General features: G+C 40.5%; 24 protein-coding genes and 2 tRNA genes. 15 read left to right on the forward strand and 11 right to left on the reverse strand.

Annotated features, from left to right (window positions below):
• Nucleotides 1–288 precede the first annotated feature (288 nt).
• Nucleotides 289–447 carry a hypothetical protein gene (locus tag AQ505_RS26740; protein WP_197286263.1) on the forward strand — a complete coding sequence of 53 codons (159 nt, stop codon included), beginning with the start codon at nucleotides 289–291 and terminating at the stop codon, nucleotides 445–447.
• A gap of 112 nt (nucleotides 448–559) precedes the next feature.
• Here AQ505_RS26740 and AQ505_RS24115 read toward each other — a convergent pair whose 3' ends face one another.
• Nucleotides 560–1702, reverse strand: coding sequence for a putative sensor domain DACNV-containing protein (locus tag AQ505_RS24115; RefSeq protein ID WP_062550519.1), 1143 nt, complete (start codon nucleotides 1700–1702; stop codon nucleotides 560–562).
• Nucleotides 1703–1725: 23 nt separating this feature from the next.
• Complete coding sequence (locus tag AQ505_RS24120; RefSeq protein ID WP_062550520.1) at nucleotides 1726–4005, reverse strand: TonB-dependent receptor; 2280 nt, start codon at nucleotides 4003–4005, stop codon at nucleotides 1726–1728.
• Nucleotides 4006–4109: 104 nt separating this feature from the next.
• Here AQ505_RS24120 and AQ505_RS24125 point away from each other — a divergent pair, with 104 nt between their 5' ends.
• Genes AQ505_RS24125 through AQ505_RS24135 form a run of 3 tightly spaced genes read left to right on the forward strand, consistent with a single transcriptional unit; the run spans nucleotide 4110 to nucleotide 6426 of the window.
• On the forward strand, nucleotides 4110–4781 hold the full coding sequence (locus tag AQ505_RS24125; RefSeq protein ID WP_062550521.1) for a metal-dependent transcriptional regulator: 672 nt from the start codon (nucleotides 4110–4112) through the stop codon (nucleotides 4779–4781).
• Between the two features lie 3 nt (nucleotides 4782–4784).
• Entirely contained in the window at nucleotides 4785–6074 is a 1290-nt protein-coding gene (locus AQ505_RS24130) for a DUF2130 domain-containing protein (protein ID WP_062550522.1), read from the forward strand.
• Nucleotides 6075–6078: 4 nt separating this feature from the next.
• The gene (locus AQ505_RS24135) at nucleotides 6079–6426 is read left to right on the forward strand and encodes a hypothetical protein (RefSeq protein ID WP_062550523.1); all 348 of its coding nucleotides are present in this window, start codon (nucleotides 6079–6081) and stop codon (nucleotides 6424–6426) included.
• Here the strand turns inward: AQ505_RS24135 and rlmF are convergent.
• A complete protein-coding gene (gene rlmF / locus AQ505_RS24140) occupies nucleotides 6374–7327 on the reverse strand; it encodes a 23S rRNA (adenine(1618)-N(6))-methyltransferase RlmF (RefSeq protein ID WP_062550524.1) in 954 nt (317 codons plus the stop codon). The two genes, AQ505_RS24135 and rlmF, sit on opposite strands and share 53 nt — an antisense overlap.
• A 210-nt stretch (nucleotides 7328–7537) precedes the next feature.
• On the opposite strand from rlmF, the gene AQ505_RS24145 reads away from it, so the two are divergent.
• The 4 genes from AQ505_RS24145 (at nucleotide 7538) to AQ505_RS24160 (ending at nucleotide 8937) form a co-directional block, all read left to right on the forward strand.
• On the forward strand, nucleotides 7538–7894 hold the full coding sequence (locus tag AQ505_RS24145; RefSeq protein ID WP_062550525.1) for a diacylglycerol kinase family protein: 357 nt from the start codon (nucleotides 7538–7540) through the stop codon (nucleotides 7892–7894).
• Entirely contained in the window at nucleotides 7884–8609 is a 726-nt protein-coding gene (gene recO / locus AQ505_RS24150) for a DNA repair protein RecO (RefSeq protein ID WP_062550526.1), read from the forward strand. Before AQ505_RS24145 ends, recO begins: the two co-directional genes overlap by 11 nt.
• A gap of 128 nt (nucleotides 8610–8737) precedes the next feature.
• Nucleotides 8738–8815: transfer RNA gene (locus tag AQ505_RS24155), tRNA-Val, on the forward strand.
• A 44-nt stretch (nucleotides 8816–8859) separates the two neighbouring features.
• Nucleotides 8860–8937: transfer RNA gene (locus tag AQ505_RS24160), tRNA-Val, on the forward strand.
• A 211-nt stretch (nucleotides 8938–9148) separates the two neighbouring features.
• On the opposite strand, the gene AQ505_RS24165 is transcribed toward AQ505_RS24160, so the two are convergent.
• The 4 genes from AQ505_RS24165 to AQ505_RS24180 all read right to left on the reverse strand — a co-directional run bounded on the left by AQ505_RS24165 (nucleotide 9149) and on the right by AQ505_RS24180 (nucleotide 12944).
• Nucleotides 9149–10132: an ISAon1 family transposase gene (locus AQ505_RS24165; RefSeq protein ID WP_062546817.1), complete on the reverse strand. Its 984-nt coding sequence runs from the start codon at nucleotides 10130–10132 to the stop codon at nucleotides 9149–9151.
• Nucleotides 10113–10478 (reverse strand): ISAon1 family transposase N-terminal region protein, encoded by a 366-nt coding sequence (locus tag AQ505_RS24170; protein ID WP_062546818.1) that lies wholly within the window; start codon nucleotides 10476–10478, stop codon nucleotides 10113–10115. Before AQ505_RS24170 ends, AQ505_RS24165 begins: the two co-directional genes overlap by 20 nt.
• 400 nt (nucleotides 10479–10878) lie before the next feature.
• Nucleotides 10879–11982, reverse strand: a complete 1104-nt coding sequence (locus tag AQ505_RS24175) for a hypothetical protein (protein ID WP_062550527.1) — start codon at nucleotides 11980–11982, stop codon at nucleotides 10879–10881.
• 104 nt (nucleotides 11983–12086) lie between these two features.
• The gene (locus AQ505_RS24180; protein WP_062550528.1) at nucleotides 12087–12944 is read right to left on the reverse strand and encodes an AraC family transcriptional regulator; all 858 of its coding nucleotides are present in this window, start codon (nucleotides 12942–12944) and stop codon (nucleotides 12087–12089) included.
• A 109-nt stretch (nucleotides 12945–13053) separates the two neighbouring features.
• Here AQ505_RS24180 and AQ505_RS24185 point away from each other — a divergent pair, with 109 nt between their 5' ends.
• Nucleotides 13054–13533 carry a cupin domain-containing protein gene (locus AQ505_RS24185; protein WP_062550529.1) on the forward strand — a complete coding sequence of 160 codons (480 nt, stop codon included), beginning with the start codon at nucleotides 13054–13056 and terminating at the stop codon, nucleotides 13531–13533.
• Nucleotides 13534–13587: 54 nt separating this feature from the next.
• On the opposite strand, the gene AQ505_RS24190 is transcribed toward AQ505_RS24185, so the two are convergent.
• A complete protein-coding gene (locus AQ505_RS24190) occupies nucleotides 13588–14409 on the reverse strand; it encodes a hypothetical protein (RefSeq protein ID WP_062550530.1) in 822 nt (273 codons plus the stop codon).
• A 276-nt stretch (nucleotides 14410–14685) separates the two neighbouring features.
• Between AQ505_RS24190 and AQ505_RS24195 the strand changes: the two genes are divergently transcribed.
• Both AQ505_RS24195 and eboC read left to right on the forward strand, forming a co-directional pair.
• Entirely contained in the window at nucleotides 14686–15837 is a 1152-nt protein-coding gene (locus AQ505_RS24195; RefSeq protein ID WP_082461701.1) for a glycoside hydrolase family 88/105 protein, read from the forward strand.
• Nucleotides 15838–16101: 264 nt separating this feature from the next.
• The gene (gene eboC / locus AQ505_RS24200; protein ID WP_231634975.1) at nucleotides 16102–16995 is read left to right on the forward strand and encodes a UbiA-like protein EboC; all 894 of its coding nucleotides are present in this window, start codon (nucleotides 16102–16104) and stop codon (nucleotides 16993–16995) included.
• Here eboC and AQ505_RS24205 read toward each other — a convergent pair.
• Together AQ505_RS24205 and AQ505_RS27025 are read right to left on the reverse strand one after the other, a co-directional pair.
• Nucleotides 16988–18163 carry a PQQ-dependent sugar dehydrogenase gene (locus tag AQ505_RS24205; protein ID WP_231634976.1) on the reverse strand — a complete coding sequence of 392 codons (1176 nt, stop codon included), beginning with the start codon at nucleotides 18161–18163 and terminating at the stop codon, nucleotides 16988–16990. The genes eboC and AQ505_RS24205 overlap by 8 nt on opposite strands.
• Before the next feature lie 32 nt (nucleotides 18164–18195).
• Nucleotides 18196–18444, reverse strand: a complete 249-nt coding sequence (locus AQ505_RS27025) for a hypothetical protein (protein WP_062550531.1) — start codon at nucleotides 18442–18444, stop codon at nucleotides 18196–18198.
• A 184-nt stretch (nucleotides 18445–18628) separates the two neighbouring features.
• Here AQ505_RS27025 and AQ505_RS24215 point away from each other — a divergent pair, with 184 nt between their 5' ends.
• Nucleotides 18629–21013 (forward strand): phosphocholine-specific phospholipase C, encoded by a 2385-nt coding sequence (locus AQ505_RS24215; RefSeq protein WP_062550532.1) that lies wholly within the window; start codon nucleotides 18629–18631, stop codon nucleotides 21011–21013.
• A 46-nt stretch (nucleotides 21014–21059) separates the two neighbouring features.
• On the opposite strand, the gene AQ505_RS24220 is transcribed toward AQ505_RS24215, so the two are convergent.
• Nucleotides 21060–21308 carry a hypothetical protein gene (locus AQ505_RS24220; RefSeq protein ID WP_062550533.1) on the reverse strand — a complete coding sequence of 83 codons (249 nt, stop codon included), beginning with the start codon at nucleotides 21306–21308 and terminating at the stop codon, nucleotides 21060–21062.
• 240 nt (nucleotides 21309–21548) lie between these two features.
• Between AQ505_RS24220 and ileS the strand changes: the two genes are divergently transcribed.
• From ileS to AQ505_RS24235, 3 genes are read left to right on the forward strand one after another with little or no spacing between them, the layout of a single operon-like run.
• Nucleotides 21549–24944 carry an isoleucine--tRNA ligase gene (ileS, locus tag AQ505_RS24225; RefSeq protein WP_062550534.1) on the forward strand — a complete coding sequence of 1132 codons (3396 nt, stop codon included), beginning with the start codon at nucleotides 21549–21551 and terminating at the stop codon, nucleotides 24942–24944.
• A 4-nt stretch (nucleotides 24945–24948) separates the two neighbouring features.
• Nucleotides 24949–25332, forward strand: coding sequence for a TraR/DksA family transcriptional regulator (locus AQ505_RS24230; protein WP_062550535.1), 384 nt, complete (start codon nucleotides 24949–24951; stop codon nucleotides 25330–25332).
• Entirely contained in the window at nucleotides 25332–25934 is a 603-nt protein-coding gene (locus AQ505_RS24235; RefSeq protein WP_062550536.1) for a lipoprotein signal peptidase, read from the forward strand. Before AQ505_RS24230 ends, AQ505_RS24235 begins: the two co-directional genes overlap by 1 nt.
• The last annotated feature ends 21 nt before the right edge of the window (nucleotides 25935–25955 follow it).

Genomic DNA, 25955 nt, shown 5'->3' on the forward strand with positions numbered 1-25955 from the left:
TAATATGCAATACATAGTACTATATAAAAATAACAACACCATATAAACAGCTGTAAATCAGCATGATTATTTTTCACCGCAATAAAACAATGGATTTATATAAAAGTCTTAAAAAGAGTACAGCGCACATGAAAGAACCACACCAAATACCTGATAATGAGTGTAAAAACGAACTAAATAAAGGTAAAAATCAATGAAAAGTACAAATTATGAACATTCCAACATTTATCCGCTAGTTTGGCTCGCAGTTTGCATTAAATCAAGCATATCTAAGAAAAACATCTACCTATGTTAAGTAAATCGTTTTCCATATTTCATGTTTTTGCAAGGCAAAAGAAAGAAAAGTCTGAAAAGGCATTGACACAAAGAGAGTGGATTAATGCAGATCGGATCGTGCTGATCTTTTTGCTGCTGGCAACGATAATTGGAGCGATTGTTTTTTCCTAAATCGGGGAAAAACAGAGATTAATTAATTTTTAGAGCGTACTTATCGTACGCTTTTTTTATGCGGTCAAAATCAGTTAAGAAAAGATCATTAAGCCTTTTTTACTACAAAGAATTACAGCAACAAGGTATCAATCCGGTGAGCTTGCACCCTATCTTGTCTGACAGACCAGCTATAAATGGTAAAATGACCATCCTGAGAGGCCACTAATGCCGTCGCATCTCTTTGATCATGGACAAACTGAGCGGCAGAAAGATGTCTTGTTCCACCTACTTTTGTAGGATGAACCACAATAGCATCCCCACCTTTAATCGGTTCTGAGAAAGAAATTTCGTCAATATTATCCTTTCCTTTCGCCCGGCCGATCTTAGCACCAAAAGCTAAAAGCTCATAATCGTTGCTGATCACGGTAGCACCATCCACTGCGGTTAAACCTGCCAGATGCTCTACTTCACGCCTAAGGGCAGTTTGCCAAAAAATCTGACTCGCTTCTTTACGGTCTTGCTGCAGTAATTTGGAAAGCCCTGTAAAAGCCGGCTGTACATAGTACTGAATTGGTTTAATAATAGATTGCAGCCAGTGATTGGTCTCATTTGGCACGATTAGCAAGGTTCCGCCTCTTCCATGGCTCCGCATAGAAACGGCAAGCTGAATCATTACATTCACCGAATCATTCCAATAAGAAGGTGCGGTCAGGTCGAGCAAGGAAAGCAGCATCGGCGGACAATCCCTCATATCGGTATTGTTTTCCTCTACCATTTTCACCTGGTCTCCTTTGAGCACAGCGATATTAGTAAACTTGCCAAATCCGTAGATCCGGCGGTGTTTAATCACTAGCAAAGCCGGTTCAGAAACATCGAGTACAAAGCAGAAATTAGGAATGCTTACCGTAGTTCCCCAGATAAAAAGCTCATCATCTTCCATCCATACCCCCAGATGAATTCCTGCTCTTTCCACACCAGGTGCGATTTTAGTTAGAATTCCAGCGCTTAAAGGCAGTCGGTGTTTGAAAAGTAGTGGATTTCCCGCCTGCTGAGGAGGAAGATAAGCCAAAGAAATCTTTGGTGAATGTCCCTCCTCTTTGCGCAAACTAGCCCAGAAAGTAGCGTCAATGATCGCTTCAACCACATTTGCAGTAGGCAATGGCGCCAGATCATCCTCTCCACTTTCTCGGGCAGCAGAAAGATGTGCTGCGAAGATAGCTTCAACTTTTGGGGCAATCACCCTTGCTGCCTGATAGGTCGAGTAGTAGATCATGCCATAAAGTTAAACTATTCGTACTATTTTATGGTATACCTGATGCCAAAAAAACCACGGATATTTTGATTCGGCCCGTACACATAATTCGGGTCAAAGGTTAAGGCATAAGGATTACTTTCTGTGGGTTTTACTTTGCCATGGTCATCATAAACCACATTTTTATCAAACGGATCATTTGCTCCTGCGATGATAAAAGGATTTCCGCGATTTGGTGTCCAGTTCAGCAGGTTTTTTATACCGCCATAGAGTTCAAAACGCTGAAATCCACTATAGGTAAACTGGATATTCTGGATACTCCAGGTAGGAGAAAATTCATCCCTCGGATCTAGAGGACCAAGTAAGGGCAGTCGCATTGGACTGTAGACATTACCGGTATAATCAATCCCTAAATCCAGCGCTCTGATTTTATACGAAACTGCCCAATTACCGGAAAATTTTTCTGTCAGGATCTGCTGTTTTTTGATGCCATGTTCGTAGGTAGCTACATCTTGGTAAGTAGCGCCTATAACCACTTTTAAACCGTTATTTAAGGCCATATCGAAATTCGCGGTAAAGCCTTTACTCACGGCATAACCATCCAGATTATCGTAGATGATCTTATTCGGATCAGTATCAAAATCTCCAATAATCCGGTTATTGAAATGTGTATAAAATGCGGAGGTTTCAATTCCAAAATATGTCCCATCATTGGCGTACATTTTCCTTAGGAAATTGAGGTTTACATTATACGTTTTTTCAGGTTTCAGTTTTGCGGCAATGACTACATCCCTGGCACCGGTTAATGCGGCATGGTCTTCAGTAAAGATATTGACTACCCTAAAGCCGGTTCCAGCATTTAAACGAAGGATATTCTGATCGTTCAGCTTCCATTTATAGGCCGCTCTTGGCGTTAAGATATTGCCATGAAGAGAATTATAGTCGTAGCGGAAACCTGCCAGAACTGAATGTTTAGCATTCAAACGGATCTCATCCTGTATAAAAATCCCGGGCAGCCAAATATTTTTTGCGGGATTATTCAGCTCCGTTGCCGGCGTATTGTCGTCATAATAGGTATAGCGCAATGCCGTTCCGATCAATAAATCATGGTTGCTGATCTTTTTATCCCAGGTCAGCTGACCGAATCCTACTTTTTGATTGGCGATATACGATTTATCACCGTATCGGCTATCCTGGTCATGGTTATTAAACGAGAAGGCAAAAAACATTTTCTCTTTAACAGGCAATTGATAATTTCCAATCAATTCCCATCTTTTGGTATAAATACTTTCTCCATACACCTCATCGCCGCCACGGTAGGATTTATTCCAATTTGTTTCTCCACCCCAGCGATCTTCATACAAATATCTACCTGCAACAGTAAACAACCTGTTGTCTTTACGTTGAAAATTCCATTTCTGAAAAATAGAAATGCGGTCCTGCAAAGTTACATCGGTGAAATTATCGTGGTTATGGTCTACCACATTCCCGAATTTATAATAATTAATACCCGTTAATGCAGTCGCCGTACCCAGTTTAGTTTTCAACCCAAGATCTGCATTAAACTCCTGATAGGTAGTTCCAAAGATATCGGCAGTAAACAAAGGTGCATTTTGAGGTTTCTTAGTAATGATATTGATCAATCCTCCAACAGCTTCACTTCCATATAAAGAGGAGGCCGGCCCTTTTACAATCTCGATCTGTTCTACCAGAGAATTTGGAATTCCAGAAAGGCCGTACACCGTCGATAAGCTACTTACAATTGGCATCCCATCAATCAAAATCATGGTATAAGGGCCTTCTAATCCATTGATATGGATGTCTCCGGTGTTACAAATATTGCAGTTCAACTGTGGCCTTACCCCATTCACATTTTGCAGGGCATCAAAAATACTAGGTGTTGGATTTTTTCTAAAAAACGCAGGCGTGTACACTTCTACCGGCACTGGACTTTCCAACCTATTCACCTCTTTTAGCGTACCGGTAACCACGACTTCATTCAGGTCGTTTTGAAAATTACTGAGGTCGAAATCCAACCGCAGCGATTCTTCCGGTTTCAAAACAATGCTTTTAAACATCTTCTTGAAGCCTACTGCAGAGGCCTGAACTTTATAACTCCCCGCTTTTACTGAGGTTAATTCATAAAAACCAGCACTATCAGTAGTGGTCACTATAGCCGGCTGCCCAATACTAATATTGACTTGTGGAAGCGGGCTTCCTTCTGAAATCACCCTTCCCCGGATGGTACCCCTTTGTGCGGTAACCGCCAAACTGCAGAGTAAAAACAAAATAAAGACAAAGGATCGTGTAAAAATTATTTTCATATATACTTAATTTAAAAAGTTAGACTAACAAAACAATACAAAACTATAAAAGTTAGACTTACCTAACAAATGTTATTTGAGATTTATTGTTTTATATTTGTTCCATGCTATCTTACACGGAAGAAAACTATTTAAAAGCCTTACTGAAATTAAGTTTTCAGAATGAGGACAAGCCTGAAGCTGGCACCAATGAAATGGCGGCCCATTTAGGTGTAAAGCCTGCCACCGCCACGGATATGCTGAAAAAGCTGAAAGAAAAAGAATTAGTCAACTATAAGAAATACGGAAAGATCTTACTGACTGATGCTGGAAAGCAGCAAGCGATTGCCATTTTAAGAAAGCACCGCCTATGGGAAACTTTTCTTTATGAAAAGCTGGATTTCAGTTGGGATGAGGTTCATGAGGTCGCGGAACAGTTAGAGCATATCCAATCCAATAAATTGGTGGATAAGTTAGAAGAGTTTCTGGGTTTCCCTGAATTTGATCCACATGGTGATCCTATTCCAAAAGCCAATGGCGATATGCCAAAGGTGGAAAAGATCTTGCTTTCGGAAGTGAAAGAAGGGGAAGTTTGCTGGGTAGTAGCGGTAAAAGACACCTCTACTGTATTCCTGCAATACCTGGAAAAACTGGAAATTACCATTGGAACCCCTATAAAAGTATTAGAACGCATAGATTTCGACGGTTCTATGAGCATTCAGCTCTCCGATCAGGAAGCCAGAAATGTATCTATGAAATTTGCAGAAAGTTTATTTATCACCCTCCATCAACGATAAAATATGTCAACAGAAATAAAATGTCCGAATTGCGCCCATACTTTTCCAATAGAAGAAGTGATGGCGGAGGAGTATAAAAAAGACCTCAGAGAAAAGATGGTCACTTTTACAAAGCAAAAGGATGAAGAATACCAACAGAAGCTAAGCAAATTAACACAGCAGCAAAAGGACCAGGAACAGGTTTATGAGCAGCAGCAAAAACTGCAGGCCCAGGCTTTTGAGAAAAAGTTGACGGAAGAAAAGAAGGTGCTGCAAACTGCCATCGAGGAAACGCTGAGAAAAAGTATTGCCAGTGATTTTGAGAACAAACTCGCCATGATGGACAATGCCCAGAAGGAAGCGGAAGAAAAGCTAAAACTTGCACGTTCCAAAGAGCTGGATTTCCTGATGAAAGAAAAAGCGATGAAGGAGAAAGAAGAAGAGATGGAGCTGCAGCTGCATCGGAAACTTCAGGAGCAGCGTGCCGAAATGGTGGAGCAGATCAGAAAACAAGAAACAGAAAAAAACAACCTTAAAGATACCGAGCACCAGCTCCGCGTCAAAGAGCTGGAGAAACAATTGGATGATCAGAAAAAGCTGGCGGAAGAAATGAAGCGCAAGGCGGAACAAGGATCTATGCAATTACAAGGAGAAGTTCAGGAGCTGATTCTTGAAGAATTATTGCGCAATGCCTTCCCTTTTGACCTGATTACCGAAGTTGGTAAAGGCGTAAGAGGTGCAGATTGTGTTCACCACGTCAGGAATCAATTTGGGCAGGAATGCGGGAAAATCATTTATGAAAGTAAGCGCACCAAAGATTTCTCCATGGAATGGATAGAGAAATTAAAGAAAGACATGCGCAGCATGGGTGTAGATGTAGCCGTAATTGTGACCCAGTGCTATCCTAAAGGAATGAATTGCTTTGGTGAAAAAGATGGGGTATGGATCTGTTCATTTGATGAGGTAAAAGCAGTTTCTTACATCCTTCGAGACGGTATTGTGAAGTTGTTTTCTGCGGCCAAATCACAGGAAAACCGTGGTGATAAAATGCACATGTTATACGATTACCTGACCAGCAACGAGTTTTCTGAACAATGGAAAGCAATCCGGGAAGGATTCATGAGCATGAAATTATCGATTCAGAAAGAACGTGATGCCATGGAAAAAATGTGGAAAGCAAGAGAGAAACAATTGGAAAAAGTGATGTTAAATGCCGCACATATCCGTGGCTCTATTGAAGGAATTGCCGGTACAGACACCATTCAACTGAGCCTGACCGATGATGAAGATGATACTTTACTACTAGAATCTTAGGCACATGATTTACGCAAAAAAGAAAGTTCAAAATACGGCCAATCTAGCCGCACAAACGGCAAAGATTATTGCCAACGTAAAAGAACTCGAAGAGAAAAATATCATCCGTATTGAGGGAAATGAAGTTTATTTATATCCTGAAATATGGAAAGATAAGGCCACTGCCCTGAATTGGATCAAATGTCTTCACCTTCATTGCATGATGAAAAAGCGCTTCAAAGAAAGTGATACCTTATTCTTTAAACATATAGAAACGAAAGCGCCGATTGGCGCTTTCAAAAATAAAAAAGCCACAGTACTTATTTCTTTGGAGACCAGCGATCAGCCTTCCAGCGCTCCTGCTCCTCAGTAGTTAAAAATGTCCAGGCCAGAAAACGGCTGATCTTCTGTCCTTGTGCCATCTCTATCGTTCTAATTTGTACCGGATTAACTCTATCTAAAGCAGTATAAATAAAGGGAAGGTGCATGCTTTTAGAAACCAGTGTGCTAAACCAAAAACATTGCTTCCCGATGGTTTCACTCTCCTGAATCATCTTTCTGATGAAGCCAACTTCCCCACCTTCACACCACAATTCGGCTTGCTGTCCACCGAAATTCAACACAGGGGTTTTACCTCTCTGAGTACCTAAATTTCTCACTTTTCTTTGCGATCCTGCGCTTGCTTCTTCCGCTGAAGCATGAAACGGTGGATTACACATCGTGAAATCAAAGAGCTCTCCCGGTTTCAATATGCCTTTAAAAATCTGATTTTTATGTGCTTGTAATCTTGGAAATACGGAGGCCGATAAAGCTGGATTAATCGTGGCTAAGTTTTTAGCAGACTTTATTGCGTAAGAATCTACATCAGAGCCTACAAATGACCATCCATATTCCTGATGTCCAATGATGGGGTAAATACAATTTGCACCAATACCAATATCGAGGCCTTTAATTTTTCCGCCTTGGGGGACAGCACCAGCGTTTACGGAGGCCAATAAATCCGCCAGGTAATGTACATAATCTGCTCTTCCTGGAATCGGCGGACAAAGGTATCCTTCAGGAATATCCCAATGGTCTATCTGATAGAAATGTTTCAGTAACGCCTGGTTTAACAACCTCACCGCCATGGGATTTGAAAAATCTATGGACTCATCACCATAAGGATTGACCGCCACAAAAGGACGTAATTCCGGCAATTTTTTAATTAGTTCCGGAAAATCATACCTGGAACGGTGCTTGTTTCTTGGGTGTAACTCGTTTTTCTCTATTGACATTACCTTCGGCTAAATGATCGACAAAGGTAAGGTTATTTTAATTTTCGACCGGGATTAAATCATCTTCTACATTTATGCAATCGGATCCAACATCACCGAAACCTCACCATCAATTTGCGATTAAAAGCAAGATGGCGCATTTTATAATTGGAAATCCAGTAAAGCATGACGTACTTTGTAAGGTTACAAAATAGAATTTGTACCGCAGCTATGACTAAATTTATCAAGAGTTTTGGTTATGCGTTTTCTGGAATCGCTTACGCCAGCAAAAGCCAATTTAATTTCAGATTTCATGTAGTGGTGCTGATGCTGGTCGGCATTGCCGGATGGTATTATCAGCTGAATTCATCGGAGTGGCTTTGGATTATAGCAGCTTCAGGGATCGTATTGGGCTCAGAATTGTTAAATACCGCCATAGAAGTATTGGTGGACTTAGTTTCCCCGGATATCCATCCAAAAGCAAAAATCATTAAAGATGTGGCTGCAGGAGCAGTGCTGATTGCAGCCTTTGCGGCTGTTCTGATTGGATTGATCATTTTCCTGCCAAAAATCTATTATGCTACATAAAACACGTGGAATCGTATTAAAAACGACACTATATAGTGAGAGCAGTGTGGTGGTACAGATGTTTACCGAGAAATTTGGCATGCAGTCTTACCTGATCAACGGGGTAAAAAAACCGAAGGCAAAGATCAGAATGAACATGCTCCAGCCCCTGCATCTGGTAGATATGGTGGTTTACCATAAAGTAAACTCCAGCATCCAACGCATTTCTGAGCTGAGGCCATCCCCTATTTTTAGCAGCATTCCTTACGACATTCTGAAAAGTACAATGGCCATGTTCCTGAATGAGGTGCTGTATAAAAGTATCCGTCAGCAGATGACCGACGAGTATTTATTTGATTTTATCTTTAATGCGGTCTGCTGGTTTGATGAATCTCAGGGTACAAATGTGAATTTTCACCTGGCTTTTCTGTTAAAATTATCGCGTTACCTCGGTTTTGCACCAAGTTCACAGACCAAAAGTGACCAAAGTTATTTCGATTTACAGGAAGGAGAGTTTAAATCTTTACCTCCCGTACACCCACATTTTATCGAGAAGGACGACGCAGTGCTCTTTATTTCACTATTTATTTTGCCTTTCGAAAAAATAATTGAAATAAAATTAGATAATAAAACTCGTCGTAGAATCCTTGATAAAATACTGATTTACTATACCTTACACACAGCTTCTTTTGGAGAAATCCGCTCACATCAGGTTCTGGAAGATATATTATCATAAAATAGTTGAAAATATTTTTGCAAAACTGATTTAAGGGTGTATATTTGCAATCCCAAAACGAAGGTAACTTTGCAAAACGGGAAAGAGCTTACTCAGCTCGTAATTGATACAAATAGAGTACAGCAAAAGGGAAATTAGCTCAGCTGGTTCAGAGCACCTCGTTTACACCGAGGGGGTCGGGGGTTCGAACCCCTCATTTCCCACCAAAACAGACACTCAACTGTTTTAAAACAAAAAGAGTAAACCAAAAGGGAAATTAGCTCAGCTGGTTCAGAGCACCTCGTTTACACCGAGGGGGTCGGGGGTTCGAACCCCTCATTTCCCACCAAAACCTTTCAGATTTTCTGGAAGGTTTTTTTATGTCTTCTATTTTAAGAGTTCTCCAGCCAGAAATCACATTCAAAAGTAAATCCGAACTTGCTTTTCCCATACACAGTGACCATCCTTATTTCCGTGTAATCCTATTCTAAGCCATTCTTCAATCCATAAAGTCCTGGATCAATGCCAAAAGTTGTGGAGCAGTGGTTTGAATTTCGCTGTTAAGCATACAATTGTGTAAGTCTGAAAAGGAAGAATTCAATATTTTTGACGCCTCTAAACTGAGCTCTAAAAGCTTTGATTTTGGCGTTGAAAGATTCGGCAGAAGCGTTTGTAGATCTGCGATCAAAGTAGTTTAATATGGTCTGATAATGATTCTGTATCGATCTTGCAATGGTGTTGAAAGCCTTGAAGCCAGTTTGCCTGACTCTTTCGTGCCATTTAGCCAGCTTGGCCAGTGCAAAGACCTTATTCTTTGTGTTTTCAAATAGCTGACTAAGCCCCATACTCAGCCCATATGCTGTTTTAAGATCAGGAAATCTTTCAAATAGAAGCTCAGCACGATCCTTTTGGCTTTGGGTCCAATCGGCAGGCTTTTTATACAATACGTATCTTCCCCTGGCGAGTAATTGCTTGACCGTATCCCCGTTATGGAGTACTTCCGGATGAAAAGGGTGGCCTGTTTTCTTTGATTGCTCAATGGCTTCATTTTCGATATCCATCGCTTCCCATCTATGTTTAATCCGCATTTCCTGTAGCGCTTCGGTAGCCAGTTTCTGCACATGGAAACGGTCAGTGACTCTGATAGCTCCTGGAAAACAACGTTTGCAGATTAGTTCCATATTACCTGCCATATCCAGGGTAATCTCGGTCACCTTTTTTCTCAGCCGTTCAGGAATTTGTTGCAATACAGAAATCACCGTTTCGGCTTTAGTTCCCGCTACAATAGCCACGATAGCCCCTTTTTTACCTTTAGCAGCTTTATTGGTGATAATAGTATAAAGTTCACCATGGGACAGACTGGTTTCATCAATGGAGAGCTGTTCACCAAGATTCTCCGGGTATAATAGCCATTGTTTTGCATGTGCTTTTTGATCCCAGCTTTTAAAGTCGCTGAGGTAATCACGGTACTGACGAAGCAGGTTTTTGACCTTTACACCATAAAATGAACTGATCGTATCAACGCTACTCGGGGCTGTATCGATTGATTTCTTTTAAAAAAGCCGCGAAATCTCCTGTCATTCGCGTTCCTTTCTCAACTAAAGTCCAATCCCGGTAGATCACTTTGCCGCTTTCCAAATTGATCCAGCGCCGGCGTTTGATATGATAGAAGACCTTATGTCCACGAATGGGGAAATCCTGAACCACGATCTGCGGGAAAAAACCTTTTGACTGCACCTTGAGCGAGCCCCATTCTGTAGGCAGTTGATTGAGTTCTTCCAACTGAATATGAAAAGTGTCAGGGTCTTCAATGGCATTGGTAAATTCAAAATTCTCTATGATAAATTCCGGTAAAAACAGACGAAGTAAAGTGGTGCTCGCAGAAGGCATAAATAAAATGGGATATAGATAGACAAAGCTATAATTTTATCTCTTGCTCCACAACTTTTGGCATTGATCCAAAGTCTGCTGAAATCAGCCCTCTTTATCCCCATGAAAAGCCTGCACAATCCTCAACAAAAGGGCAAATATTTTCCTTCAGGTATTTCCCCCTCCAGTGTTGATTTTATAAGATCGCAAAGACTATTGAGATACACAGCTATTAAATGTTAATTAACAAAATCAATAGTTATCCACAATTTCTGATAAATCTAAAACAACTTAATAGCTGAAAAACAGCTATTTAAGCCATAAAAACAATAACAAAACCATGTGGATAAGCGGTGAAGAACCCGTGTATAAGTATGTGCATAAGGTGTTAGTAACAGCTGTTTTTACTGTTTAAAACTTCTTATTCACTTAATTCAAACTCTTTTAGCACCTTTTCCACACCGTTCACAATAATCGATAGCTGCTGTATTCCCGGATAAAATTTCCTGGTAGTAATCAATTTAAAACTCTGTTTCCTGGAAACGCCCACTTTTTCATTTGCAGCATAACTCTTTTCACTGATTTTAAATACCTTCTTCGACAAACTGTCATTTTGCCTCCTGTAATACAATCCATATTCCAACCTGATGGTCTGTGTTTCCGAAAGCTCATTGTCAAGATCAAATGAGAAATGCAGTTCTCCGCCAATTGGAGTAACCGGTGTAGCGATTTGAAAATTGCTGACCTTCACATTTTCACTATCCAGGCCATAATGCTTTAAAATCTCTATATGACCTTGTTTTAATAAGGTACGGCAGCCATGCTTAATGATCGCATCTGTCTCTTTATGTTTTCCTTTCCATCGCTTTGCAATTTCAATCACCAAATCTGGATTATCTTTAGCAATGTCATTGAGGTGGTTCGCCACACTCCTTCTCACCCATTCTGAAGGATCATTTTTTAAGTTCTCCAGCAATGGCAATACAGGTCTCGGATCCTTTTTTAATTCCGGCAATGCCATTGCCCAAGGCAATCTTGGCCTGGTTCCTTCACTAGAAAGCCTCCTCACCTTATGATTCGTGTGTAAAGACCATTCCGTCATTTGTGTCAGCATACGTGCGCCATACTTCAGCATAAAGGGCCTGACTGCAAATTCACAACTAACAAATTGAGTTAAAAACTCAATTGCAATCATCGAATTTTCAAAATCATCAATGCCGTAGGTTTCAATGTAGTCTGGTAAGAACATGTAAGCCAGACTATCCTCCCCTCGCCCTGATTTGCGAAGCTCAGCAACGACTTCCGTTAATAAGCTGACCCTATGCCCATAATCCACAGGAAGAAACTGATGCAATACCTTTGCGGTGTGTTTCATTCTTGCCTTCAATTCTTTGCTTTCAAAATCTCCATCATAAATATCATCGATGAATTTCTTTTGATCAAAAGAAGGAAGGGTTTGTATCAATACTTCAGCAAGCTGCTGATAAAATGCTGGAGAATAAATGTTTTTTAGAAGACTGCTCATAAATAATATTTACATGGTATTGAATAATTTAAAATAGGATCATCACATAAAATCCTGGATACTTTTCTTAGAACAAAAATACGCAAAAGACCTCAAGGGCATTACTACTGCTTTGACTGCAATGGATCCACTTTGTTCCGGATTTCCCGCATTCCTACCTGATAATACTTCTTCATCATTTTATTCAAATGACTGCTATCTGTAAACCCCAGCTCATTTGCAATTTCTTTAAAAGAGCTAGTAGTGAGTGCAGCACGCGCTTCAGCGATTTTCAATTTCGACCGCAGCACATAATCCCGAAAGTTTTCTTTTGCGTTTCTTTTGAAATATTCACTGAAATAGCTTTCTGAGATATGAAAACGGGAAGCCACGCCCTCAACACTTACCTTTTCCTGATCCAGCAGGTTATAGTGGATAAAATGAAGCATACTCACAAATCGTTTCTCCGGAAAAGACTGTCCATGGAACAACTGTTTTTCAATATTTCTGGAGATGATCACCAATATGGAAACCAGCAAATTCTGCACAAGAAAGACAGAACAGCTGTTTTCGCTGTAATGCTCCGCAACGATGAGGTTAAATAAGGATTTGACATGCGCTTTGTCTACCGCATTGGGGATCAAATCACCTTCTCCCTGGTCATAATTTCCGATGATGAAATTTAACCGGTTAAACCAATCGCTGTAATTCACAGAACTGGAAGGGTTCGCAGAAAAATAATTACTGGTAAAACGGATAAAGAGGAAACGGGTAGTCTTGTCAATCACATACCCATTACAGCTCGCTGAGGGCAATAGAAAAATGTCACCTGCAACATAAGGATGCGTACTCCCATTTACATACTGCTCCCCTTCTCCTTCCAGGATATATACCAGTTCAAAGAAATTACTTGATTTCCCTCTTTTCTTCCAGTTTTCATGCGATGCAATACTGACAGAGAAGTTTTCGTGATTAATTTCCATGCTGCAAGATAAGCTACAATTCCGGCAAGAGCGAAAGATCCCATATTAATACTGCTTTTTCCCATTACCATACCCAGCTAAAACCGGGAATATATTCAACTTTGCCTACATGAAAATAAGCGCGATCCCAAGAAGAATCGTAACCGGCCTTAAAAACGGTCGCTCCCTGATTGTAGAAGATAAAAAGGTAACCAATGTTTCGGAACACCTTCCTGGATTGCTGATTTCCGATATATGGGCAACCAATTCCATGCCCGTGGATTTAACACAGGAACTCCTCATTGACAATACCCTGGTTCCAGACCCACCAAAACAAGGCAGTTATTTTAGGTATGTAAGTATTCCTCCCGACAAGGATCTGGGCATTCCTGAAATGATAGCAAACAAAGCACATCCGCTGATGCACAAAACTGATACTTTAGATTACATTATCATTTTATCCGGAGAACTTTACCTCATTCTTGATGAAGAGGAAACCCTACTAAAAACCGGTGATATTGTGATCCAAAAAGGAACAAACCATGCCTGGAGCAACCGCTCGGATCAGCCTTGCGTACAACTGGCAATATTATTGGATGCCACTAAATAACAATAGCCGGAAATTTCGACAGAAATCCGGCTATTGTTATTGAGGATCAACTAACTACTTCAATTGATAAGCCATTACTGTTTTCTTATAAAAAGTTGGGATATAAACGATCTTTTTTACCGGATCATAGCCAATATCTGCAGTGTTTTTTTTCTCCAAATGCGTATCCAGTAATACTTCAGTTTTACCATCAGCGGTTACATAATAGACATAACCACCCCAGCTAGAGCAGATAAAATCGCCATTACCAATAGGCTCTAATCCGTCACCGCCAGCAGGAAGTTCCGCGATTTCAGTAATCTTTTTATTTTCGTCTGTTTTCAAAAATTTCTTACCAGCAAGAATATACAAATCTTTTTTGATGGCTTTTAATCCATTTACGCCACTCAAATTGCTCAGATATAGCGAAGGAACATTATTTTCGATTTTAAAAATCTCTTTTGTCCTGGAATCAGATACATATACTATTCCTTTATCATCCACAGTAACGTCGTTTAAGAATTTGGTATTTTCAATGGGGATTTTACGGAGCACTTTTCCTTTAGCGATGTCCATTACCACGACTTCTGTTAAATCTGCAGCATACAATAAGTTTCCAAATTTGGCAAGTCCCTTTGGAGAATTTAAGCCGGTAATCCATTCCAGATTGATCACCCGTCCATCCAGACCTAGCTTTCCGATCCCTCCAATTCCATCCTTATCATCTGGACTATTTCCCATAATAGACACATATAAGAGTTTCGCTTTAGGATCGTGTAAAACCGATTCTGGCATATTTACCACACTATCGGTTTCCCAGAGCTTAATCAACTGACGCTGTGCTTTTAGGGAAATGGACAAAAAGACCATAGAGATTAAGAAGAAATACTTTTTCATGTTTATCTGTTTTGATAATTGGAAAGCTTGCAATTAAATAATTAGAGGATTAAAATTACTATTCCAAGTTAGCTAATTAGTAAACAATATCATCAAAAACGGTCAATTATCCTCATAAATAGTTAAATAAGAGGTTACAAGCAAAGTCTACATTTTCCAAAAATCAAATAAAAGTTAACTTTAAATACGCAAAACAGATAAAGCAGGCAGAAATAACGATTAAGACAACAATAAAACAGCCACCATAAACCAACCATATCTTAAATCAGGCAAACCATGAACAACAGAAACATCATTCCCCGCATCGGCGGACTTATTTTTTCGTTATTCTTTTCTGCGACTACCCCTTTACATGCACAATCCAACCCCTCGGATTTAAAGAACTGGCCAAAGGGCAGTTCTCCACAGGAGATCGGCAACCGGGTTGCCGCAAGATTTGTCCAGACTCCTCACACCAACTTTAATAAACCGGGACCACCAAGAGTGATCACTTATCCGGAATCTGTGGCCTGGTATGGCGCCCGTACTTTTGCAAAATCCAGTGGTAATAAACCTTTGCTTAAGCAATTAGCAGATCGTTTTGAGCCATTTTTTGGAGTAGAACAGAAAATGATTCCTATACCAGACCATGTAGATTACAGTGTATTTGGTGCTGTGCCTTTAGAGCTATACAAACAGACAAAAGATAAAAAATACCTGGATATGGGACTTGCCATTGCCGACAAACAATGGGGGCCACCGGAAGGCCCGAGGGTAAAACCAGAGTCTCATGAGTTCTACAATAAAGGTTATACCTGGCAAACACGGCTATGGATTGACGATATGTATATGATCACTACTTTGCAGGCACAAGCTTTCCGCGTTACAGGTAATCAGCAATATATCGACCGTGCGGCCAAAGAAATGGTGTTTTACCTGGATAAACTTCAAAAACCAAACGGCTTATTTTACCATGCGCCAGATGTGCCTTATTACTGGGGTAGAGGTGATGGCTGGATGGCGGCAGGCATGGCCGAACTGCTTAATTCTATGCCAAAACAACATTCCTACAGACCAAGAATCCTAAAAGGATACCTGGATATGATGGCTTCGTTACTTAAATATCAAGGTAAAAATGGCATGTGGAATCAGCTGATCGACGATCCGGAAGCATGGCCGGAAACTTCAGCAACGGGTATGTTTACTTTCGCCATGATTACTGGTGTAAAAAACGGCTGGCTGGATAAAGACATTTATGGAAAAGCAGCAAGAAATGGCTGGTTGGGATTGATCAGTTATCTCAATGCAGATGCTGATATTTCGGACGTGTGCGAAGGGACAAATAAAAAGGACGACCGCCAATATTACCTGGATCGCAAACGAAATACTGGAGATTTACATGGACAAGCGCCTATTTTATGGTGTGCCACCGCATTATTGAACCGTTAATATTTACTGCAATTATCCCCCAAATTGCTTACCCATTCGCAGTAAATCTCGATTTGCAGATGAAATTGAGCGCCATTTATTATAAAACAGCGCTCAACCCCTCTTTTCAGTAGAAAAACCGTTACCAAAAGAATAAATTAGGGTTAAATAGGTTTTTTTATATGTTTATTTGTAGTGATAAACTAACCTAAACTTAAATTACTTTGTTATATCTGGAGGAAGCTGTGTTTTCAGCGCTTAACGTATAACTTAACTGATCATTCTGTGAAGCACCAAACCGCCTATATCACCATCATTCGTCCGGCCAATCTGGTCACGTCTGTTGCAGATGTGCTTGCAGGTGTGGCTATTTCAGGATACTTTTTAACTAACGCCTTCGATTTCGAGCATCTGGTTCCTATTTTACTGCTTTGTATAGCTACACTTGGGCTTTATAGCGGCGGTGTGATCTTCAATGACGTTTTTGATGTAGAGAAAGATAAAAAGGAACGTCCAGGACGTCCAATTCCAAGTGGGGCAATCAGTCAGAAAGACGCAGCGGTTTTTGGGGGAATTTGTTTTACCATCGGCATCATTGCCGCAGCCTCAGTAAACCTGACGTCACTCGTATTGGCGCTGCTCATTTTAATTGCAGCTTTAACTTATGATAAGTGGTCGAAGCACCTAACCGTGATCGGCCCCATCAATATGGGTTTATGCAGAGGATTAAACCTGCTTTTGGGGGTCAGTATTTTTTCCAGAACTCCGGAAATCTGGTGGCTCGTGATTGCCGTTATTCCTATTGTTTACATTGCTTCTCTAACCATTATCAATAGAAGAAAAGGAAATGATAAAAGTAAAACCAGCTTATACCTTGCCGCCTTCTTATATGCTTTTGTAATTGCCTGTATCTTATTTATTGCCAATAGCAAGGGCTTTTTCCTAATGACTATTCTCTTTGTAATTCCTTTTTACCTGATGATTTTCACGCCTTTATTTAAAGCAGTCGACAATCCAGTAGGCGAGAACATAGATAAATCAGTAAAGGCAGGAGTAATTGCCCTGATCCTGCTGAATGCGGCCTGGGCCAGCGCTTTTGGCATCTGGTATATCGCATTACTGATCGTGCTATTACTCCCTTTATCCTTATGGCTGAGTAAAACTTTTACCGTTAGTTAACCGGTACCAGTTTGTAAATGATCCCTGGGGATTCTACTGCAATGTAGATATAACCATCTGGTGCCATTCTCACATCCCTTAGTCTGCCGATATTTTTGAAAAGAATCTCTTCTTTAGTCACTTTATTATCTTTTAGCACACTTCTATTCAAGTACTGAAAACGTAAAGATCCTGTTAGCAAATTACCTTCCCAGCCTTTATAACGGCTTCCAGTCACGAAAGCCATACCACTTGGTCCTATCGAAGGAATCCAATAATGGATCGGCGGCGTAATCCCCTCTTTTTCGGAAACATCACTGATCACTTTTCCATTGTAATTGATGCCATAGGTCGCTACCGGCCAGCCATAGTTTTTACCCGGCTGTACAATATTAATTTCGTCACCACCTCTTGGTCCATGTTCATTTTCCCAGATAGCTCCAGTTTGCGGATGGATCGTCATCCCTTGTGGATTTCTATTTCCATAAGTATAAATCGAAGTTGCAGCTCCAGCAGTTTTCACGAAAGGATTGTCGGATGGAATACTGCCATCAGTTTTAATTCTATGAATTTTGCCCAGGTCATTTCCTTTAATTTCCTGAGGATTTTCTTTTTCATTTCCACGCTCTCCAACGGAGATATATAGATATCCATCTTTACCAAAAGCAAGTCTGGAACCATAATGGTGCTGGGTGCGAGACCATGGTTTGGCCACAAAAATATCTTTTTGCCCGGTCAACTGATTGCCTTCCAGTTTCGCTTTCAACACGGCGGTAGTGGCCAATAACACACCATCTTCCGTTTTAGGTTTAGAGTAAGAAAGGTAAATAGTTTTATTCTGTGCGAAATTCGGATCCAGTACCACATCCATCAATCCACCTTGTCCTTTATTTAATAAGGCCGGTACTCCCTGGATATTCTGTAAAGATTTGTCTTTACTAACACGGTAGAATTTACCATTACGGTCTGTCACCAATAATTCCTGATTAGGTAAAAAGGCCATTCCCCAGGGAATATCCATTCCTTTTGCTACCGTATCCAGACGAATGGTCATCGCTTCTGTTTTGAAGATATTACTCTTAGGTTTATCGGAATCCGTATAACGGTCTACATTCTTGATCCCTTTTAAGATATAATCAGCCAGGTCTTTAATCTCTACATCAGTAAATGCGGAATCAAAAGAAGGCATTCCTTCATTGGCATAACCATGTTTAATGGCTTTTACCAGGTCTTCTTTTTATTGCCATGTTTCCATTGGCGATCCACAAAGGCATCCATTTTTTCGCCATGGCAGCCACCGCAAAAATTACGATAGTTTAAGGCTGCTTTTTCTTCCAGAAAACGAGGATCAGCAATACTGTATTTTTTTAATGGGGTGGACTGAGGCTTGATTTGAGGCTTTTCATCAAAACTCAGCAAAGTTGTCAACACGCCACCAAGAACCAGGGCGCTGCCAAAATACTTTATCATATTGAATTACTTTTAGTGTGTTTGAACACGTAAAATACACATAAATCCAGAGAAATCACTGTCAGAAAGGGCATGATTTTCTATAATAATTGTTACATAAAGGTGATCGAGATTTTTTCGCTACCCTCCTCACTTTTTTTATTGTCATAGTTATTACATTTGAATACACACACCTAGAACCACCATGAATTCAAGAAGATCATTTTTAAAGAAAGCAGCCCTATTGTCCGGAGCTGCCGGACTTCCAAACGTACTCCCCATGTCTATTCAAAAGGCAATGGCCATCAGTGCAGACCCTGGAACCACATTTCGTGATGCCGAGCATGTGGTGTTCCTCATGCAGGAAAACCGCTCTTTCGATCACCTGTTTGGTAAATTAAAAGGAGTTCGGGGTTTCAACGACCCCAGAACTTTTAGTCTACCGAATAAAGACAAAGTATGGCTTCAGCAGGATGCTGCCGGAAAAACTTATGCACCCTTTCATGTAGACATCAACAAGACCAAAATCACCTGGCAAGGTGGTTTGCCGCATTCCTGGTCAGACCAGCTTGCGGCCCGTAATGAAGGAAAATATGACAAATGGGTCCCTGTAAAATCTCACCTGGCACTTGGTTACTACGATCGCAGGGATATTCCTTTCTACTATGCAATGGCTGATGCCTTCACTATTTGCGACCATAATTTCTGCTCTTCCTTAACCGGAACTACCCCAAACAGGCTATTTTTTTGGACAGGCACCATCCGTCCAGAGCAAAATGGAACCTCCATTGCTGCGGTGAATAATTCTCAGGCAGAATCCCGCGACAACGCTTTTGTAGACTGGGATACTTTCCCGGAATTGCTGGAAGACCACGATGTAAGCTGGAAAATCTACCAGAATGAAATCTGGACCGCCGATTTACCGGGTGATAATATAGACGATTGGCTGGGTAATTATGGTGATAATGCCATAGAATATGTGAAACGATACCAGGTTAAACTTGCTGCTTACTTCAGAAAGAACGGCGATAAAACAGCCAAACCGGCATTAACACCCGCAGAAGTAACTGAAAAATACAATCAACTGAGCGATCGCGAGAAAAACCTGATCGACAAAGCTTTTGCCAGCAACATCAATGCTCCCGAAAATTACCTGGAACTTGCTCCTTTTTCATTTAATGATGATGAAGGAAAATCACAGACGATAAACATTCCGAAAAACGATATTTTCTACCAGTTCCGCTCTGATGTAGACAACGGAAAATTACCTACTGTTTCCTGGCTGGTGGCTCCTCAAAGATTTTCCGACCACACCAGCTCTCCATTATATGGTACCTGGTATGTCTCTGAAGCGATAGACATCCTGACAAAAAACCCTGAAGTCTGGAAAAAAACCATTTTCATTCTTACTTATGACGAGAATGACGGTTATTTTGATCATATCCCGCCTTACGTAGTTCCGAAACCCGGAGACAGTAATTCTGGAAAAGTTTCCGAGCAGATAGACATTGCACCGGACTATGAATTGAAAAAAGACAGTCCGATTGGATTAGGTTATCGGGTACCGATGCTGGTCGCTTCGCCATGGAGCAAAGGTGGATACGTGAATTCACAGGTATTTGACCATACTTCTTGTCTGATGTTTTTAGAAAACTTCCTGGGTCAGAAAACTGGGAAAAATATCAGAAGCAAAAACATCAGCAGCTGGAGAAGGGCAATTTGCGGAGACTTAACCTCTGTATTCCGACCTGCAAAAGTAGCGCCCTCGAAACCCTTTGCTGCACTGAAAAAAGAAACAGTGATTACTGGAATTCAGAATGCAAAAAATAAACCAGCGCAGGTAAAGCCTGATCCTTTAACCGCAGCCGAAATTTCAAATATCAATGCACATACTGCTTTTGATACCGCCTCCTCATCGGCCATGCCGCAGCAGGAAAAAGGAACAAAACCGGCGTGTGCTTTACCATATCAACTTTTTGCAGATGTACATGTGAATTCTACAAAGAAAACCATTCAAATAGATTTAGAATCAGGAAAAGGTAATTTCGGACAGAAGTTAGTTCCTGTAGGTGCGCCATTCCTAATGTACAGTCGGGCAAATTACCAGCAGAAGCCTGGTAAAATATGGAATTATGCAGTACTTGCCGGGGATCGAATTAGCGATCATTTGAAATTATCTGATTTCGAAAAAGACAATTATCATTTGTGTATCAATGGTCCAAATGGATTTTTCCGTCAGTTTAAAGGCAATACACAGGATCCTGCTTTAAAAACCAGCTGCGGCTATGAAGTGACTGGTCTGCTAACTAAAAAAGGCACTGGCAACATCCAGCTGTTATTGGAAAATGAAGGCGTTACTCCACTAAAAGTTAAGATCAAAGACCTGAGTTATCAGAAGAACAAGACTCAGGAAATCTCTTTATCAGCAAAAGGAAAGGCTAAAGTGATCGTAGATCTGCAAAAAAGCAAATCATGGTATGATTTTTCAATTGAGGTAGCTGGACACAATGGCTTTATGAAACACTATGCTGGTCATGTGGAAACCGGTGAAGAAAGCACAACCGATCCATATATGGGCGGAATCCTCTAACTCAAATTAATGACTTAAAGAAAACAGTTGGCAGCAGCTGTTTTCTTTATTGCTTTATTTCCTGTTCTTCCTGTTTCTCTACATCCAACTCTACCTCACCACGCTCATCTTCTTTTGCTGTCCATAGCGGATATAGAAAAAGAATCGCTGCAACCATAAAACATAGGCCTGCCAATTCGAGCGCATAAATATTATACTGCTGTCCACTGGTCGCCATGATGATGTAGACCACCAGTGCGATTACCCCAAGGATAATGGCATATACCGCTTTCTGAAGTTTCATTACTTTGATCATAATAGGAGGTCATTAGTTTATCATTTATTGTTAACAAAAACCAAACCAATGTTCAAAAAGAAATCCTCTCAGAGGAGGCCAGGAAGGAGATAAATCTATTTTTTTTCCTAATTTACGAGCTTAATAATAACAACCTTCGGTTTATGAGTGGTCCTTGGCGGAGTGCCAAGGATAAGAATGCATTTTTTAATTCTAAAAAATGTAACTTTGCAACCTTAATTTTTTGGAGATACTTGATTGATGTATAGGGAATTTAAACAGCTGGAACTAGCTAAAATAGGAAAAGAAATACTTGAATTTTGGAAAGCGGAAAATATCTTTGAGAAGAGCATTTCTACGCGTTCAAAAGCGAACCCATTCACGTTTTATGAAGGCCCGCCTTCTGCAAATGGAATGCCTGGGATCCACCATGTGATGGCACGTGCGATTAAAGATATTTTTTGCCGTTATAAAACATTAAAAGGCTTTCAGGTAAAGCGTAAAGGCGGATGGGATACCCATGGATTGCCTATTGAGCTTGCTGTAGAAAAGAAATTAGGCATTACTAAAGAAGACATCGGTAAGAAAATTTCCGTGGAAGAATACAATACTGCCTGTAAAGAGGAGGTGATGAAATACACTGATGTATGGAATGACCTGACCGAAAAAATGGGCTATTGGGTAGACCTGGAAAACCCCTATATCACTTACGAAAGTGAATATATTGAATCCTTATGGTCGATCTTAAAATCGTTCTACGACAAAGGACTTTTATACAAAGGATATACTGTACAACCATATTCCCCTGCTGCAGGAACAGGATTGAGTTCGCATGAGCTGAACCAGCCGGGTACGTATAAGATGCTGAAAGACACGTCAATTACCGCCCAGTTTTTTCTTAAAAAGGGTCAGCAGCATCCATTGATGGCAGATCTTTTTGAAAATGAGCAGGAAGAAACCGCGATTATCGCCTGGACCACTACCCCATGGACTTTGCCTTCTAACTGTGCATTGGCCGTTGGCGAGAAAATCACCTATGTGAAAGTGAAAACATTCAACCCCTATACTTTCCTTCCGGTAAGTGTAATTCTTGCCAAAGATCTGGTAGGAAAACACTTTAAAGCAGATGCTGCAGCAATTGCTTTGGAAGATTATAAAGGTGGCGACAAACTGGTTCCATGGACTATCGTTAAAGAATTTACAGGTAAAGACCTGATTGGTTTGCATTACCATCAATTGATGCCTTATGTGACTAATGAAGACCTGGAAGCAAATGCTTTCCGTGTAATTCCCGGTGATTTTGTAACTACAGAAGATGGTACAGGTATCGTTCACACTGCTTCTATCTTCGGTGCAGACGATTTTCGTATCGCCAAAGAAGCAGGTGTTCCTTCCGTATTGGTGAAAGATGAAAATGGCAATGATGCGCCTTTAGTAGACAAACAGGGTAAGTTTGTAAAAGAGGTGACGGATTTCGCCGGTCGTTATGTAAAAGAAGAATACTATTCGGACGAAGAACGTGCTGCTGCTGATTTTAAACCAACAGATGTACTGATTGCCATCAAATTAAAAGAAGACAACAAAGCATTCGACGTTAAGAAATATGAACACAGTTACCCTCATTGCTGGAGAACTGACAAACCAATCCTATATTATCCTTTAGACAGCTGGTTCATCAGAACGACAGCGGTAAAAGAGAAAATGGTGGCTTTAAATAAAACCATCAACTGGAAACCTGAGGCTACCGGAACAGGCCGTTTTGGCAACTGGCTGGAAAACCTGGTAGACTGGAATCTTTCGCGTTCGCGCTATTGGGGTACTCCTTTACCAATCTGGCGTACAGAAGATGGTAAGCAGGAAAAATGTATCGGTTCTATCGAGGAATTGAATGCAGAAATCCAGAAATCTGTTGCTGCAGGGTATATGGAAGCTGGTTTTGAGCTGAAAGATATGCACCGTCCGTATGTGGATGATGTGATCCTGACGGCTGATAACGGCGAAAAAATGGTTCGTGAATTAGACCTGATCGATGTTTGGTTTGATAGCGGTGCCATGCCTTATGCACAATGGCATTTCCCTTTTGAAAACAAAGAAGAATTTGCGAATTCATATCCTGCTGATTTTATCGCTGAAGGTGTAGATCAGACCCGTGGCTGGTTCTTTACTTTACATGCCATTGCGGTGATGTTAAGCGAGTCGAGCGAAGAAATTAAAGCGATCAACGAAAAGGTAGGCAATCCGGGTGTAGCGTTTAAAAACGTGGTATCCAATGGATTGGTGCTGGATAAAAACGGCAACAAAATGTCTAAGCGATTAGGCAATGGCGTAGATCCTTTTGCTACGATCGATACTTATAGTGCTGATGCAACGCGTTGGTACATGATCAGCAATGCTTCCCCTTGGGACAACCTTAAATTTAATACCGATGGTATTGATGAGGTTCGCCGTAAGTTTTTCGGAACGCTTTACAACACCTATTCTTTCTTCGCTTTATATGCGAACATTGATAAGTTTGTGATCGATGAGGAAAACCAAACACCAATTGCAGAACGCAGTGAATTAGACCGCTGGATATTATCCTTATTACAGACGCTGATTGCGGAAGTAGACGAGAGTTACCAAAGCTACGAGCCAACAAAGGCTTCAAGAGCTATCCAGACATTTGTGGATGAGCATTTGAGTAACTGGTACATCCGCTTGTCGCGTCGCCGTTTCTGGAAAGGTGAAATGACTGCAGATAAAAAAGCAGCTTATGAAACTTTATATACTTGTTTAACGAGCATCGCACAGATCATGTCGCCGGTAGCACCATTCTTTGCAGATTGGCTGTATCAGAACTTATCAGTAACTGTTCAAAACAATGCTACTGAATCTGTACACTTAACCTTATGGAATGAAGCAGATCGTGCTCTGATTGATACAGCATTAAACGAGCGCATGGAACTGGCACAAAACATCTCTTCGATGGTGCTTTCCCTACGTAAAAAGAGCAGCATTAATGTGCGTCAGCCATTGGCGAAGATCTTAATTCCGGTATTGGACAAGAAATTTGCGGAGCAGGTGGAATTGGTGAAAGAGCTGATCTTGTCGGAAACGAACATCAAAACGATTGAGTATATCACTGATGCTGCAGGTTTCATCAAGAAAAAAATCAAACCTAACTTTAAAGCTTTAGGGCCTAAGGTAGGTAAGGAAATGAAAATGGTGGCTGAGCTGATCACTAACATGAGTCCTGAGGAATTAACTGCTTTTGAGGCTACTGGTGAATACCAGGTTCCAAACACAGCGTATGTTGTTCAATTGACTGATGTGGAGATCATTGCGGAAGATATTCCGGGATGGCAGGTAACCAATCTGGGCAGCCTGACCGTTGCTTTAGATGTAACCATCACTGAAAAATTGAAGCAGGAAGGTTTGTCTCGTGAGCTGATTAATAGAATTCAAAATCTACGAAAAGAATTAAACTTTGAGGTTACGGATCGCATTACAGTCTCTTTACAAAACCATAATCTAATTGCAAATGCAGTAGCTCAAAATAAAACCTACATTTGTTCAGAAATTTTAGCGGATAAAATTAATTTAATAGATAAATTAGAAGGTGGAAACAAAATCGTCATTGATGATGTTGAACTAGATATTTCGATCGCAAAACAATAATATTATGGAAAAAGCTACAAAAACACGGTATTCAGATAGTGAACTTCAAGAGTTTAAAGAACTTATTCAAGGAAAACTACGTATGGCGAGAGAAGAATTTCTTTCACTGACCAGCTCATTAAGTAGCCCAAACTCTAACGGAACTGAAGATACTTCAGGAACCTATAAAACATTAGAAGATGGCTCTGCAACTTTAGAAAAAGAACAATTGAACCAGCTGGCAGCACGTCAGAAGAAATTCATTGAAAACTTAGAAGCAGCATTGGTACGTATTGAGAACAAAACTTATGGCATTTGCCGTGAGACTGGTAAACTGATTCAGAAAGAACGTTTACGTGCAGTGCCTCATGCTACGCTAAGTATGGAAGCTAAATTGAAGCAGAGCTAATGAAGGGATATACTAAACCTTTACTGATTATCTTTTTAATCTTACTCGCTGATCAGCTGATCAAAACATGGGTTAAAACCAATATGTACCTGGGACAAGAGTTCAAGATTATTGGAGATTGGTGTATCATCCACTTCACTGAAAACAATGGAATGGCCTTTGGCCTTGAATTTGGCGGTGAATTTGGAAAACTATCCCTTTCTTTATTCAGAATTGCAGCGGTAGCAGGTATTGGGTATGGTTTACATTACCTGATCCAGAAAAAATACCACAGAGGATTAATTATGAATGTAGCCCTGATCTTTTCAGGTGCATTGGGCAATATCATTGACTCGGTGTTTTATGGAAAAATCTACGGTTATGCAGGTTGGTTTCATGGTAGAGTAGTAGATATGTTCTACTTCCCACTGGTAGAAGGTGTGTTTCCTAAATGGGTACCCATATGGGGTGGTGAAGATTATATCTTCTTCCGACCGGTGTTTAACCTTGCGGATGCAGCGATTTCTATCGGGGTAATCCTGATCCTGATTTATCAGAAAACTTATTTTAAGGAAGAGATAAATGAAGAAATTGGCCTGAACAATGAAATTGCAGAAGATTAAAACTTTATAAAATCTAATCAG

The sequence above is a fragment of the Pedobacter sp. PACM 27299 genome (genome assembly GCF_001412655.1).
GTDB lineage: Bacteria > Bacteroidota > Bacteroidia > Sphingobacteriales > Sphingobacteriaceae > Pedobacter.

Bases quoted from the DNA above. Each gene is read 5' to 3' on its own strand.
- AQ505_RS26740 (WP_197286263.1), top strand. From the start codon at position 289: ATGTTAAGTAAATCGTTTTCCATATTTCATGTTTTTGCAAGGCAAAAG.
- AQ505_RS24115 (WP_062550519.1), bottom strand. From the start codon at position 1,702: ATGATCTACTACTCGACCTATCAGGCAGCAAGGGTGATTGCCCCAAAA.
- AQ505_RS24120 (WP_062550520.1), bottom strand. From the start codon at position 4,005: ATGAAAATAATTTTTACACGATCCTTTGTCTTTATTTTGTTTTTACTC.
- AQ505_RS24125 (WP_062550521.1), top strand. From the start codon at position 4,110: ATGCTATCTTACACGGAAGAAAACTATTTAAAAGCCTTACTGAAATTA.
- AQ505_RS24130 (WP_062550522.1), top strand. From the start codon at position 4,785: ATGTCAACAGAAATAAAATGTCCGAATTGCGCCCATACTTTTCCAATA.
- AQ505_RS24135 (WP_062550523.1), top strand. From the start codon at position 6,079: ATGATTTACGCAAAAAAGAAAGTTCAAAATACGGCCAATCTAGCCGCA.
- rlmF (WP_062550524.1), bottom strand. From the start codon at position 7,327: ATGTCAATAGAGAAAAACGAGTTACACCCAAGAAACAAGCACCGTTCC.
- AQ505_RS24145 (WP_062550525.1), top strand. From the start codon at position 7,538: ATGACTAAATTTATCAAGAGTTTTGGTTATGCGTTTTCTGGAATCGCT.
- recO (WP_062550526.1), top strand. From the start codon at position 7,884: ATGCTACATAAAACACGTGGAATCGTATTAAAAACGACACTATATAGT.
- AQ505_RS24170 (WP_062546818.1), bottom strand. From the start codon at position 10,478: ATGCCTTCTGCGAGCACCACTTTACTTCGTCTGTTTTTACCGGAATTT.
- AQ505_RS24175 (WP_062550527.1), bottom strand. From the start codon at position 11,982: ATGAGCAGTCTTCTAAAAAACATTTATTCTCCAGCATTTTATCAGCAG.
- AQ505_RS24180 (WP_062550528.1), bottom strand. From the start codon at position 12,944: ATGGAAATTAATCACGAAAACTTCTCTGTCAGTATTGCATCGCATGAA.
- AQ505_RS24185 (WP_062550529.1), top strand. From the start codon at position 13,054: ATGAAAATAAGCGCGATCCCAAGAAGAATCGTAACCGGCCTTAAAAAC.
- AQ505_RS24190 (WP_062550530.1), bottom strand. From the start codon at position 14,409: ATGAAAAAGTATTTCTTCTTAATCTCTATGGTCTTTTTGTCCATTTCC.
- AQ505_RS24195 (WP_082461701.1), top strand. From the start codon at position 14,686: ATGAACAACAGAAACATCATTCCCCGCATCGGCGGACTTATTTTTTCG.
- AQ505_RS24205 (WP_231634976.1), bottom strand. From the start codon at position 18,163: ATGCCTTCTTTTGATTCCGCATTTACTGATGTAGAGATTAAAGACCTG.
- AQ505_RS27025 (WP_062550531.1), bottom strand. From the start codon at position 18,444: ATGATAAAGTATTTTGGCAGCGCCCTGGTTCTTGGTGGCGTGTTGACA.
- AQ505_RS24215 (WP_062550532.1), top strand. From the start codon at position 18,629: ATGAATTCAAGAAGATCATTTTTAAAGAAAGCAGCCCTATTGTCCGGA.
- AQ505_RS24220 (WP_062550533.1), bottom strand. From the start codon at position 21,308: ATGATCAAAGTAATGAAACTTCAGAAAGCGGTATATGCCATTATCCTT.
- ileS (WP_062550534.1), top strand. From the start codon at position 21,549: ATGTATAGGGAATTTAAACAGCTGGAACTAGCTAAAATAGGAAAAGAA.
- AQ505_RS24230 (WP_062550535.1), top strand. From the start codon at position 24,949: ATGGAAAAAGCTACAAAAACACGGTATTCAGATAGTGAACTTCAAGAG.
- AQ505_RS24235 (WP_062550536.1), top strand. From the start codon at position 25,332: ATGAAGGGATATACTAAACCTTTACTGATTATCTTTTTAATCTTACTC.